The sequence below is a fragment of the Capnocytophaga sp. oral taxon 380 str. F0488 genome, from assembly GCF_000318255.2.
In the GTDB taxonomy this organism is placed as follows: Bacteria; Bacteroidota; Bacteroidia; order Flavobacteriales; family Flavobacteriaceae; genus Capnocytophaga; species Capnocytophaga ochracea.
On record NZ_KB291199.1, the window covers coordinates 1 to 13,296 of the forward strand.

Annotated in this window: 12 protein-coding genes; 10 read left to right on the forward strand and 2 right to left on the reverse strand. The window is 40.3% G+C overall.

Annotation, left to right across the window (positions count from 1 at the left end):
* Positions 1 to 199 precede the first annotated feature (199 nt).
* The 6 genes from HMPREF9078_RS05115 to HMPREF9078_RS05140 all read left to right on the forward strand — a co-directional run bounded on the left by HMPREF9078_RS05115 (position 200) and on the right by HMPREF9078_RS05140 (position 3,525).
* Positions 200 to 1,045 carry an NADAR family protein gene (locus HMPREF9078_RS05115; RefSeq protein ID WP_198142751.1) on the forward strand — a complete coding sequence of 282 codons (846 nt, stop codon included), beginning with the start codon at positions 200 to 202 and terminating at the stop codon, positions 1,043 to 1,045.
* 103 nt (positions 1,046 to 1,148) lie between these two features.
* Positions 1,149 to 1,763 (forward strand): uridine kinase, encoded by a 615-nt coding sequence (udk, locus tag HMPREF9078_RS05120; RefSeq protein WP_002672209.1) that lies wholly within the window; start codon positions 1,149 to 1,151, stop codon positions 1,761 to 1,763.
* Positions 1,763 to 2,071, forward strand: coding sequence for a septum formation initiator family protein (locus HMPREF9078_RS05125; protein ID WP_002672207.1), 309 nt, complete (start codon positions 1,763 to 1,765; stop codon positions 2,069 to 2,071). Before udk ends, HMPREF9078_RS05125 begins: the two co-directional genes overlap by 1 nt.
* Positions 2,072 to 2,102: 31 nt before the next feature.
* Positions 2,103 to 2,420 (forward strand): DUF4298 domain-containing protein, encoded by a 318-nt coding sequence (locus HMPREF9078_RS05130; RefSeq protein ID WP_002672205.1) that lies wholly within the window; start codon positions 2,103 to 2,105, stop codon positions 2,418 to 2,420.
* 50 nt (positions 2,421 to 2,470) lie between these two features.
* Complete coding sequence (locus HMPREF9078_RS05135; RefSeq protein WP_009419677.1) at positions 2,471 to 2,887, forward strand: PaaI family thioesterase; 417 nt, start codon at positions 2,471 to 2,473, stop codon at positions 2,885 to 2,887.
* Between the two features lie 17 nt (positions 2,888 to 2,904).
* Positions 2,905 to 3,525 (forward strand): L-threonylcarbamoyladenylate synthase, encoded by a 621-nt coding sequence (locus tag HMPREF9078_RS05140; RefSeq protein WP_009419678.1) that lies wholly within the window; start codon positions 2,905 to 2,907, stop codon positions 3,523 to 3,525.
* Positions 3,526 to 3,569: 44 nt separating this feature from the next.
* Here the strand turns inward: HMPREF9078_RS05140 and HMPREF9078_RS05145 are convergent, their stop codons facing one another.
* Together HMPREF9078_RS05145 and HMPREF9078_RS05150 are read right to left on the reverse strand one after the other, a co-directional pair.
* Positions 3,570 to 3,854, reverse strand: a complete 285-nt coding sequence (locus tag HMPREF9078_RS05145) for a transcriptional regulator (protein WP_009419679.1) — start codon at positions 3,852 to 3,854, stop codon at positions 3,570 to 3,572.
* On the reverse strand, positions 3,844 to 4,443 hold the full coding sequence (locus HMPREF9078_RS05150; protein ID WP_009419680.1) for a hypothetical protein: 600 nt from the start codon (positions 4,441 to 4,443) through the stop codon (positions 3,844 to 3,846). The genes HMPREF9078_RS05145 and HMPREF9078_RS05150 overlap by 11 nt, the downstream gene beginning before the upstream one ends.
* A 272-nt stretch (positions 4,444 to 4,715) precedes the next feature.
* On the opposite strand from HMPREF9078_RS05150, the gene ettA reads away from it, so the two are divergent.
* The 4 genes from ettA to HMPREF9078_RS05165 all read left to right on the forward strand — a co-directional run bounded on the left by ettA (position 4,716) and on the right by HMPREF9078_RS05165 (position 12,719).
* Positions 4,716 to 6,407 (forward strand): energy-dependent translational throttle protein EttA, encoded by a 1,692-nt coding sequence (ettA, locus tag HMPREF9078_RS05155; RefSeq protein ID WP_002672152.1) that lies wholly within the window; start codon positions 4,716 to 4,718, stop codon positions 6,405 to 6,407.
* A gap of 384 nt (positions 6,408 to 6,791) precedes the next feature.
* Positions 6,792 to 7,112: a DUF6660 family protein gene (locus tag HMPREF9078_RS12325; RefSeq protein ID WP_009419681.1), complete on the forward strand. Its 321-nt coding sequence runs from the start codon at positions 6,792 to 6,794 to the stop codon at positions 7,110 to 7,112.
* Between the two features lie 85 nt (positions 7,113 to 7,197).
* Positions 7,198 to 11,529 (forward strand): CusA/CzcA family heavy metal efflux RND transporter, encoded by a 4,332-nt coding sequence (locus tag HMPREF9078_RS05160; protein ID WP_009419682.1) that lies wholly within the window; start codon positions 7,198 to 7,200, stop codon positions 11,527 to 11,529.
* Between the two features lie 5 nt (positions 11,530 to 11,534).
* Complete coding sequence (locus tag HMPREF9078_RS05165) at positions 11,535 to 12,719, forward strand: efflux RND transporter periplasmic adaptor subunit (RefSeq protein WP_009411030.1); 1,185 nt, start codon at positions 11,535 to 11,537, stop codon at positions 12,717 to 12,719.
* Positions 12,720 to 13,296: the final 577 nt, after the last annotated feature.

Sequence of the window (13,296 nt, forward strand, 5' to 3'; positions counted from 1 at the left end):
CTCGCACCGTCTTTTGTTCGTCTTTTGTTCGTCTACCCGTGTGGCTCGCACCGTCTTTTTATTACCCGTACATAGTGCTATGATTGCCTCTCGTGCTACGACTGTCTGTGTAGCTCGCACTATGATATTAACAGTGCATTTGCTAATTATCTAATTATTTACTATCTTTGTCCCATTGTTAATGATTAATTATTCAATTATGGATTATATGACTCCGCAGTGGATTAAATATCCTGAACTTTCTGAATTTACGATGGGCTGGCGTATGGGCTATGGCGAAGAGTACCGTTACCATTTTTGGGATTGGTACGACACGCTTACATCTAAACAGCAACAAGAGTATCAAAAGCTTTTTCCTTATCCTGTTTTTTGGCATCACAACAATTGGAAAATGATTAATAATGACGGTAAATTATCTCAAGATATTGTTGATAATGAAGAGGATTATTACTTTGGAAGTATTTCCTTTTGGCAACCTAAGGGAATGTGTAAATATTCCAAAGAAACCTTTCTTAACTCTCCTAAAAAACTCAAGTTTCTCTTCTTTTGGAAACCTAATGCCGATGCCATAGATGAATCCTGTTTTTCACAATGGCAACTTTCGCCTTTTAATGTAAATGCCGATGAATATTCGTGTACTGAGCAGTATATGATGGCTGAAAAAGCACGTTTGTTTGACGATGAAGAAGTAGAAAAGGAAATAATGAACACCACTGACCCTAAGCTGATAAAGGCTTTAGGCAGAAAGGTACGCAATTTCGACCCTGCCGTATGGGATAAGGTGAAATACAGTATTGTACTTAATGGCAATTACTATAAATTTACCCAAAACCAAGCAATGATGGATTTTCTTTTATCTACGGGTGATAAGATATTAGTAGAAGCCAGTCCGTTAGACACCATTTGGGGCATTGGTTTAGGTAAAGATAACGAAAAAGCGTTCAACATCGCTTCGTGGCGTGGTAAGAATCTCTTGGGGTTTGCCCTAATGGAAGTACGAGATGAACTGCGCAAACTTTATAAGAACGCACACTTGTTGCTGTAGTATGTAAAGACCAATCACTAAAAGAACTTCTCATTGACGATTTTTAAGTTTTACTTTGTCAATTGAGTAGTATTTTATACTTTTGCCCCAAAATACATCAAAGATGCTTATCATAGGAATTACAGGAGGAACAGGTTGTGGTAAAACAACTGTTGTCAATCAAATTATTAAAGAACTCTCAGGCGAGGAAGTTACCGTTATTTCACAAGATTCTTACTATAAAGATTTGAGTTATCTTAGCTTTTCTGACCGCACCAAAATCAATTTCGACCATCCCAACTCTATCGATTTTGATTTACTTAAAGAACATTTATTAGCATTAAGAGAAGGAAAAGATATTCAAAGTCCTACTTATTCATTCGTAGAACACAACCGTACTAACGAAACCATTTTAGTTAAACCTACCAAAGTAGTAATTGTAGAAGGTATTCTTATCTTTGCACACCCCGATATCCGTGAGCTTTTTGATATTAAAATATTTGTACACGCCGATTCTGATGAACGACTTATACGTCGTATCAAACGCGATACAACCGAGAGAGGTCGTGATGTGAATGAAGTACTCAATCGCTATCAAACCACCTTAAAACCTATGCATTTAGAGTTTATTGAACCTGCTAAAGAATTCGCCGATATCATTATTCCTAATAATAAGCGGAATAAAGTAGCTATTGATATCATTAAAACAATAGTGCATAACCGTATATTTCAAAAATAATGAAAAAGTTACTTGAATATCTATCTTTATTGAAGGGCTATAAACTATATCTCGCCATATTATTCTTTTTTATAATATGGATGACTTTCTTTGATGCTAATTCTATATTAACTCACCACGAACTCAATAAAGAAAGAGAAAAACTCAATAAGCAAAAACAGTTCCTTAAAAGGGAGATTGAAAAAGATAAAAAAGAACTTCAATCTCTTTACACCGAAGAAGGTAAAGAGAAGTTAGGACGTGAAATATACTATCTCAAACACGACGACGAAGAAGTGTTTATCATCGAATACGATAGCATTAATTAAAACAATAAACTAACTTTTTTTTGAATTAGCTATGAACAAACGATATGAGAATATTAGCAAGATGAACGACATTCTTGCTAAATTAGAAAATACTCTTACCAAAGCTCAAGAAGTATTGGAAGAATGGAAAGCAATCCAACCTGAGTATGACCAGTTGGTAGCTTATTACGATAGTAAACAGTGGCGCCAAGACTATTTTGATAGCAACGATGGTAAAATACCTGACGAAGTACCGCAATGGGTACTTACACAAGATGCTATTTTTGATGCTATTGGCACTCAGTTTTATTTAGCTGATGAATATCGCACTTTATTAGATAAAATTAAAGCAAAAGAAATGAATCCTTAGGAAATCACCGCTTATACTTTTGTAAACACTTAAAGTTTTTACCAAATCATATGAATAAAGAAACCTTGCAACAACTGTGGGAAACACTACCTCCTAATAATTTAATGCGTGATTGGCAAATGGAAATTGCTGAAATTACTGAAAGTACTATTACTCTTAGTATGCCAGTTACCGAACGTGTTACTCAGATAGACGGGGTTCTTCACGGAGGGGCTACACTTGCGCTGGCAGAAACGGCAGGGAGTTTAGGAGCTTATTTGCTCTATCGAGAAGAAGGAGAGCAGATACGAGGTATAGAACTAAGTGCTAATCACGTGCGAGCAGGTAGGGTAGGGGATACACTCTATGCTAAGGCAATATGTGTGAATGCAGGTAGAACGCTCCAGTTATGGGAAATAAAAGTAACAAATCAAGACGAAAAGCTTATCTCTTACTGCAAATTTACCACTATACGAATTAATTACTAACTGTTAATCATTGAAAAATGGCTGAGTTTATAAAACTATATAATGAAAATCCCAATGAAAAAGATATAAGTAGGGTAGTAGAAGTCCTTTACCGCGGAGGATTGATTATTTATCCTACCGACACAGTTTACGGATTGGGCTGTGATATAACTAACACTAAAGCTCTTGAAAAGATTGCACGTATCAAAGGAGTAAAGCTCGAAAAAGCAAACTTCTCTTTTGTGTGTTCTGATTTAAAGAACCTATCAGATTATGTAAAACAAATAGATACAAGTACTTTTAAGTTGTTGAAACGTACGTTACCTGGTCCTTATACTTTCATTATGCAAGGTAATAATAATTTACCTAAAGATTTTAAGAAGAAAAAAACAGTGGGTATTCGTGTCCCCGATAATTTAATAGCTCGTACAATTGTAGAGAAATTAGGGAACCCTATTGTATCTACCTCTATTTATGATGAAGATGATGTGATAGAATATACCACCGATCCAGAACTTATTTTCGAGAAATGGCAAAACAAAGTAGATTTGGTGATTGACGGCGGTTATGGCGATAATGTAGCTTCCACAGTTATAGACCTTTCAGGAGATGCTCCGAAAGTATTACGTGAAGGCAAAGGAGACATATCAATTATTTGATATTAGCCGTTAGTGGTTAGAAACTAACGACTAACGGCTAACGGCTAACGGCTAATATAGCTTTTTAGTGCCTCTACATATCGCTCAAAAGCTAAAAGACCTTCTTTGGTGAGCTGAACTTCGGTATTGGGGTAGTTATCTTTAAAAGATTTTTTTACAGTGATATAACCAGCAGTCTCTAACTTCTGGATTTGCACAGAAATATTACCAGAGGTAGCTTTGGTTATTTCCTTGATACGGGCAAAATCAGCCTTTTCTTCTGAAACTAATAGTGAGACGATAGCCAAACGAAGCTGTGAGTGCAAAATAGGGTCTAAATCAGCGAACATTACTTCTCTTTTTATATTTGTTATGAAATTGAATACCAGGCACTAAGAACAATAAGGCTGCTAATACTACGCATAGTAAAGGCAAATAGATTTCATAACCAAAAGGCACAAATATACCTGCATAAATTAACAACAAAGCTACTAACGATGTTGCTATCCAGAGTTTCATTTTCATTTGTAATGCCATTGCTAAAGCTACAAAAGCAAAAGGCAGATAAATGACCAAAATAGCTATTTGAAATTTTCCAAAAGGGCTCAAAGGTACTAAAAAAGCAAAAATTGCATTAATGCCTGCAACTGCCCATATCCAATCTAACCAATCGGTGTAGTTTTTTTGTCTAGCAACTTTCTTTTCTTTGTATTTGATAATGAAGTTCACCACAAAGCCAAGAGGCATCACTATCCCCCATACTAAGCCTGATTGTTTGGGATAATAGCTGGTGATAAGCATCACAAACTGAATAATACCAGAAAGCATAATGAGCACACTCCAAAAGATAAGGAAGAAACCGTTCTCTTCGTACTTTTGTTTTCGTTGATTGATGACAGACTGAATGATTTTCAAGCTGTCGGATACTTGTAAGTCCATAATGTTAAAATGTTTAATGTTATAAATTCGCTGCAAATATAAGTTAGTTTATAATATAAACCAAATTTTTAGCAATTATTTTTATAGCATAAAGTATATTTTTTTATTATAAACTTGTAATTCAATTAATTATAGGAGTTTAATTTTACAGTTTATAAGTGCGTGCGAGCCAAAATTTGCTTACTTGATATTGTTTTTATATTTTTGCACTTGTAATAATGAGAATCTTTAATGATTTCATTTACTATTCATTTTTTACCTTTCACTAAACTATGGCAGACGATAAGAAAATCATTTTCTCGATGAATAAGGTAAGCAAAACCTATTCATCTACTAATAAACAGGTACTCAAGGATATTTACCTAAGTTTCTTCTATGGAGCTAAAATCGGTATTTTAGGGCTTAATGGCTCTGGTAAATCCTCTCTGCTAAAAATTATTGCAGGAATAGATAAAAACTATCAAGGAGAAGTAGTATTTGCTCCTAATTATACCGTAGGCTATCTCGAACAAGAACCTCATCTTGATGATGATAAAACTGTTATTGAAGTAGTACGCGAAGGAGTAGCCGAAACTGTAAAGCTCTTAGAGGAATTCAATCATATCAACGACCTTTTTGGGCTCGAGGAAAACTATTCTGACCCCGATAAGATGCAAAAGCTGATGGATAAGCAAGCCGAGTTACAAGATAAGATAGATGCCTTAAATGCTTGGGAACTCGATAATCAGTTAGAAGTAGCGATGGAAGCCCTCCGTACCCCTGAGCCAGATACGCCTATCAAAGTGCTTTCGGGAGGAGAACGCCGTAGGGTAGCACTCTGCCGTCTGCTTTTGCAACAACCCGATGTTTTGTTACTCGACGAGCCAACTAACCACCTCGATGCAGAATCGGTATTGTGGTTAGAACAGCATTTGCAACAGTATGCAGGTACAGTCATAGCCGTTACCCACGACCGTTATTTTTTAGACAATGTAGCGGGTTGGATATTAGAGCTCGATCGTGGAGAAGGTATTCCTTGGAAGGGTAACTACTCTTCGTGGCTCGACCAAAAAGCTAAACGTTTGGCTCAAGAACAGAAAACTGAAAACAAACGTCAGAAAGTATTGGAGCGTGAGCTCGAATGGGTACGTCAAGGAGCTAAAGGACGTCAAGCTAAACAAAAAGCACGTTTGCAGAACTATGACCGTCTGCTCAATGAAGACCAAAAACAATTGGAAGAAAAGTTGGAAATATATATTCCCAACGGACCTCGTTTAGGAACTAATGTAATAGAAGCACGTCACGTAGCCAAAGCTTTTGGTGATAAGCTGCTCTATGATGATTTAAACTTTGTGCTTCCTCAAGCAGGAATAGTGGGAGTGATAGGACCTAATGGAGCAGGTAAATCTACGATCTTCCGTATGATAATGGGTGAAGAACAGCCCGATAGCGGTGAGTTTCTGGTGGGTGATACGGTGAAGATAGCTTATGTAGATCAAACTCATAAACAGATAGACCCCGAGAAGTCTATATGGGAGAACTTCTCTGGTGGACAAGACCTCATTATGATGGGAGGTAGACAAGTGAACTCTCGTGCTTATCTCAGTAGATTTAACTTTGGTGGTAGCGAACAAAATAAAAAAGTAGCTACTCTTTCAGGCGGAGAACGCAACCGTTTACACTTGGCAATGACTCTTAAAGAAGAGGGTAACGTATTACTGTTAGACGAGCCTACCAACGATTTAGACGTAAATACTCTTCGCGCCTTAGAAGAAGGTTTAGAGAACTTTGCAGGTTGTGCAGTAGTAATTTCACACGACCGTTGGTTTTTAGACCGTATTTGTACTCATATCTTAGCTTTTGAAGGTGACTCACAAGTGTATTTCTTTGAAGGTAGTTTTTCAGAGTATGAAGAGAATAAGAAAAAACGACTTGGCAAAGAAGTAACACCTACTCGTATTAAGTATAAGAAGTTAGTACGGTAAGAATAATAAATATGAAAACTTTTTGATAAATATTTATTGTTTTTCCAATTAGATTTTGTACTTTTGTGCCAAAATTGAAACTACTTTTATAATCTATTTTAAATAAAGAAGATACAGGAATTACAAGAAGATTAGGTAATGATTTAGTAATAGCTCTTATTTCATTTGATTATACCTATTTTCTCAGTAACTTCTAGGTGCAAAGGTACAACATCTTGACAATATAACCAAAAAAATTTACCTTTGCACCCGCAGACGTGCGTTGCTGCACGTCTGCGTGGAGCTGGTAATGTGTCAGATGTGTTATTTTTAATTATGTAGTAGAATGCGACAAAATCAAAAAATTTTGTCAGATTGAAAAAAAAATGTATCTTTGCTCCCAATATGAGATTTTTCACCTTCATACTTAGCTTATATCTGTTGGCACTCACTGGGCTGCCTTGTACGGATAAGCTTGAAGGTGAGGAGTCTTCAGCTTCTTATGAATTTGTAACAGCCCCAACTGGGGAACACTCTCATTTTCATTTGGATAGCTGTTCACCTTTCTGCATTTGCACTTGCTGCCAAATGGTAATCAGCACGCCCACTACTTATGAGGCCTTAACCATTGCTCAAGCCACCGCAACCATTCCCTCCTATAGCTATCCCCTGACCGTATGGTCTTCGAACTACTATGGGAATATCTGGACTCCTCCCAAGATATAGTCTTTTCTTTCTTCATCTCAAGTGATTGTTCATTAGTCATCTCACCCATCATTAGTCATTAACTAATCATTAATTCTTATTAGAAATGTTAGACAAAATCATACTATTTAGCATCAAAAATAAGCTATTTGTAGGATTCATGACCCTTATGCTTATTTTTTGGGGCGTATGGAGTGCTACAAGGCTCCCCATTGATGCCGTTCCAGATATTACTAACAACCAAGTACAAATCATCACCTCTACCCCTACTTTGGCCTCACAAGAGGTAGAGCAACTGGTTACTTTTCCTATTGAGCAAGCCATCGCCAATATTCCTGGGCTGGAGGAAACACGCAGTATTTCCCGCTTTGGCCTCTCGGTCATCACAGCCGTCTTTAGCGAGGATATGGACATCTACTTTGCCCGCCAGCTAGTCAATGAAAAGCTCAAGGAGGCACAGGAGCAAATCCCTCAAGGCATAGGCTCGCCCGAACTCTCACCCGTGAGTACCGGACTGGGGGAGGTATATCAGTATATCATTCGCCCTACGGAACAGAGCAAAAACAAATATTCCGCCAAAGACCTCCGCACCATGCAGGATTGGATCGTGGCTCGCCAACTCTATGGTACCAAAGGAATAGCCGAAATCAACAGCTTTGGAGGCGAACTCAAGCAGTATGAGGTGGTTATAGACCCCGATCGCCTCCGTGCCATGGGGGTGAGTGTCAGTGATATTTTCACTGCTTTGGAGCAGAACAACCAAAATACAGGAGGTGCCTATATCGACAAGCGCCCCAATGCCTACTTTATCCGAGGAATAGGCATGGCTCGCTCCCTTGAAGACATAGGCAATATAGCCGTAGGCAAGCACACCCCTCCCCTCTTTATCAAGCATGTAGCCGAGGTACGCTTAGGGAGTGCCATTCGTTATGGAGCTCTTACCTACAATGGCGAAGTAGATGCCGTTGGGGGCGTGGTGATGATGCTCAAAGGTGAAAACAGCCACGAGGTAGTTAGCCGTATTAAAGAAAAACTACCCACTATACAACAATCCTTGCCTGACGATGTAGTAATAGAACCTTTCTTAGACCGCACCGACCTAGTGCAACGCGCTATTCACACGGTAGAGAAAAACCTCTTAGAGGGGGCACTGATTGTCATCTTCGTTTTGGTACTCTTCTTAGGCAACTTGAGAGCAGGACTGATTGTAGCTACTGCCATTCCACTTTCTTTGCTCTTTGCCTTAGGAATGATGAACCTCTTTGGGGTAAGTGCGAACCTGATGAGCTTGGGGGCAATAGACTTCGGAATTATCGTTGATGGGTCGGTTATTGTGGTAGAAGCAGTGATGCACCATTTAGCTATCCGTAAAAACCGACAACCACTTACCCAAGCGCAAATGGACGATGAAGTGTATCATTCTGCGTCCAAGATACGCAGTAGTGCTGCCTTTGGCGAGATTATTATCTTGATGGTATATATCCCAATCCTCACCTTGGTAGGGGTAGAGGGCAAGATGTTCCGCCCTATGGCACAGACTGTAGTCTTCGCTATCTCAGGGGCGTTGATTCTTTCTCTTACCTATATCCCCGCAATGAGTGCTTTGCTCTTGCCTAAAAAGGTGAGTGACAAGCGTAGTTTTGCCGAGAGAATGATAGCGTGGCTCTACCGTCACTACCAACCGCTCTTTGTCCGTTCTATCCGCCTTAGGGGATGGATAATAGGCAGTACCGTGGTACTGTTCGTTCTTGCGGTAGGCATTTTCAGCCGTATGGGAGGTGAGTTTATTCCACAACTACAAGAAGGCGATTTTGTTTTTGAATGTATTCTGCCACCGGGCACTTCCCTGAAGCAGAGCTTGGAGACTTCCATGCAGGCCTCTCGCCTGATTCGTGAGTTCGACGAGGTGAAAATGGTGATAGGCAAAACAGGTTCTGCCGAAATACCTACCGACCCTATGCCGCTGGAAGCCTCCGATATTGTGATCGTACTCAAGAGCCAAGACCAATGGAAAAGTGGTCGCTCCTATGAGGAATTAGGAGATGCCATCATTGAGCGGCTCAAGGATATTCCTGGGGTCTTTTTTGAGAAAAGCCAGCCTATACAAATGCATTTCAACGAATTGATGACAGGTGTCAGACAGGATGTAACGATAAAAATCTTTGGAGAAAACATGGATACCCTCGCCCACTACGCCCAAAGAGTAAGCCAACTTATCCAGAAAACAGAAGGGGCTACCGCCCCACAGGTCGAAAAAGTAAGCGGACTTCTGCAAATCAATGTTACTTACGACCGTGTGCGTTTGGCCAACTACGGACTTTCGGTGCAAGAGGTCAATGAGGTACTCAGTACCGCCTTTGCTGGTAAGAAGGCTGGGGTTGTCTTCGAGAACGAACGAAGGTTCGACCTTGTGGTACGCCTCGATAGCCTCCATCGTACCGGAATTGACGATGTACAGCATATGATGGTAGCTACCGAAAATGGGCAGGTGCCGATGAGCCAATTGGCCACTATCAAATATGAATTAGGCCCCGCACAAGTAAGCCGTGAAGCAGGCAAGCGCCGTATCGTCATTGGCTTCAACGTGCAAGGGCGCGATGTGCAGAGTGTGGTGAGTGATATAGAACAAAAATTAAAGGGCGTAAAGCTCCCTACGGGCTATTACTTTACCTATGGCGGTCAGTTTGAGAACCTACAACAAGCCACCGACCGACTGCTCATAGCCGTGCCTGTAGCCCTACTTTTAATATTTTTCTTGTTATACCTTACTTTCCACTCTATAAAACAATCATTGCTCATCTTTAGCGCTATCCCGATGAGTGCCATTGGGGGCGTATTTGCCTTGCTTCTTCGGGGAATGCCTTTTAGTATTAGTGCGGGTATTGGTTTTATCGCGCTCTTTGGGGTAGCAGTGCTCAACGGTATAGTGCTTATTGGCACTTTCAACCAGCTGAAAAAAGAAGGAATGACCAACCTTTTGCATCGCGTGATTACGGGTACCGAAATGCGTTTACGCCCTGTGCTAATGACGGCTATGGTGGCGAGCTTAGGTTTCCTACCTATGGCACTCAGTCAAGGAGCAGGAGCAGAAGTACAACGCCCCTTAGCTACAGTGGTTATTGGGGGGTTAGTATCGGCTACCTTCCTCACCCTCTTCGTGCTTCCGTTGCTTTACATCGCTTTCAATAGTACCTTTTCTTGGCGCCGTCCTTCAGCTAAAGTACTCACGATAACCCTATTGCTTATCAGTCCTATAGCGCTACACGCTCAGCAGTCTTACTCGCTACAAGAAATAGAGCAAATAGCCCTTAAGAACAATGGAGTGATTAAGGCAGCACAACTCAAGCTACAAGGAGCAAGTGCTAAAGAGCGAACCTCTTTTGAATTGGCTAAAACAGACTTTACAGGGCAATACGGGCAGTACAGCAGTGCTGAAAAAGACCTTTCAGTAGGTGTATCACAATCTATTCCTTTGCCTACAGTATTTGCTGCTCGCAAAAAGCTCTATCAAGCAGAGACACAATTACAACAAGGGCAATTAGCCCTTCAGCAGAATGAACTGAAGCGGCAAGTGCGCAACGCATATCAGCAATTGCAATATTTGACTTTTAAAGAGGAACAGCTCTTGCAGCTTGATAGTCTCTACAATAATTTTATTCGCATTGCTGAAGTACGCTATAAAGCAGGGGATACCAAGAAGATAGATATTAACACTGCCCAAGTGAAGAAAGGAGAAATAAGTTTGTTACTTCAACAGAACAAAACTATACAACAAGCTACCTATCGCAACTTGCGTACATTAATGCAAACAGAAGAAGCATTTACCATTACCAAGTCGCCCGTGTATGAGCCTTTGTTACTCAGTGAGCCTTCGGATGTACAACTCTCTCAGCACCCTTTGGTACAACTCAGCTATCAAGAAGCAAACATAGCTGAGCACAACAAACGTCTAGAGCGTGCCCAAGCCCTGCCCGACCTTACATTGGGCTATACCAATCAGTCTCTTATAGGAATGCAAACCATTGGAGGGGTAGAGACCTATACTGATAGAAGTAAACGTTTTCACTTTGCCACCATAGGGCTTTCAGTTCCTATTTTTACCGCTACCCGTGCCAAGGTGAAAGCTTATAAATATCAGAAAGAAGCAGCTATAGAAGCAGCTCAACAAACAGAAAAACAGCTTAAAACTCAATGGATAAATCTGCAAGAGGAATACCAACTGAATTTGCAAAAATATCAGTTTTACAAACAAGAAGCGCTACCTGAAGCCGAGCGCATTATCCGAGCCAATCAGTTAGGGTATAGCGCAGGTGAAATAAGCTATGTGGAGTACCTTTACACCCTACAGACAGCCGTAGATACCCGCTTGGCATACCTTGAGAGTATCGAGGCGCTTAATCAAAAAGTAATAGAAATACAATCCCTTTTAAACCAGTAAAACAAATGAAAAAATATGGTATAAAAATCGCTTTTATCCTTATAGGAATTAGTCTATCAGCCTGCAATGGCACTCCTACAACTACCAATAATCAAAAGCTCGAAGAGCGCGAAGAACACCACGAAGAAGGAGGCAACCTCACCACCCTTACCCAAGCTCAAATCCAAACTGTAGATATTCGTTTGGGACATATAGAAGAAAAAGCTCTTGCCGCTACCCTCAAAGCCAATGGAATACTGAGCGTGCCTGCCGACCATCAGGCGAAGGTATCGACTGTATATGCGGGGATTATCAAGAGCGTAAAGGTAGAGATAGGCAGTTATGTGCAAAAAGGGCAAGTAATCGCTACTGTTTCTAACCCAGAATTCTTGCAACAACAACAGCGCTTGCTCACCGTTAATGGTCAGATAGAACTTGCTAAACAAGAACTTGACCGTCAGCAAACCCTCTATGAAGGGAATGCTGGTACTGGTAAGAACCTACAAGCCGCTACTACTCAGCTACGCACTCTCCGTACCGAAAAAGCTTCGCTTGAAGAACAAATACGCCTAATGGGCTTAAACCCTCAAACACTCACCGATAAGGGAATGCAATCTACTTTGGCGATAGTGGCTCCTATTAGTGGGAATATCAGTGCGGTATATACTAACAAAGGGGCTTATATAGATGCCTCCACCCCTATTGTGGAAATCATCGACAACAGTTCGCTACACCTGCACTTGCAAGTGTATGAGCGTGACTTGCCTTACATTAAGGTAGGACAACAAGTGCACTTCAACCCTACCAATAACACCTCTCGCGAATATGATGCCCAAGTGTATAACATTGCGGCTTCGTTTGAAAACGAAAGCAAAAGCATCATTGTACATTGCCACGTAGAGGGTGACAAACAAGGGCTCATCAATGGAATGAATGTAACAGGGGTTATCAGTCTTGACAAACAAACGACCCCTGCTGTACCTAACGAGGCTATCGTAGAGGATGCTGGTAAATCCTACATTTTTCTGGTAACCCAAACTTCGGATAAAGAAACCTCTTTTGAGAAAGTGGAGGTAGTAAAAGGAGCTTCCGAAAGTGGGTATACTGCCATTGCCCCTGTAAAACCTATAGCCCCCGAACAGACTATTGCCACCAAAGGAGCATTCTTTATCAACGCAACCTTAGTAAATGCTGGAAAAGATAGTGATTAGAATTGGTAATGTATCGGATATATTATTAAAATTTTATTACATTAGAAATACAATAAAAATATAAAAGTAAAAAACCACGACTTCGGAGTGCGTTTTAAGCTCCCTGCAAGGGCAAGTGGTTTTGAGGTGCCTACACGCCTAATGCGTGCCTCAAAACACAACTTGCTCTGTTCCGGTGAACAGAAAATTCTCCCTAACGGTCGAATTTTAATTAGCCATAAAGAGAGAAATTAACACTACGACCGGGTAAAGTGATTTCAGGGTGCAAAACAAGTGATTTCTTAGCAAAGGATTTGTATATAACACAAAGCCAATCACTTCCTTACAAAGCCATTTACAACCCTACATAAGGCTATATGTATATTTGTACATTACTTTGCATTCACGCATCAAAGCAAGCAAGTATGTACGAAGGTAAAAACGTAATTAGGTAGCTACATAGTTTGAAATTTTTATTCGACAATGGGAGGAAAAGCGGTATTCGTTTCAAAAAACAATCTGTAAGAAGCGGCATTTTTCTCATATTTGACATTTTTTTTATTCGCTTAAAGGTCGGAATGAGCTGGTTTCGTTTCGA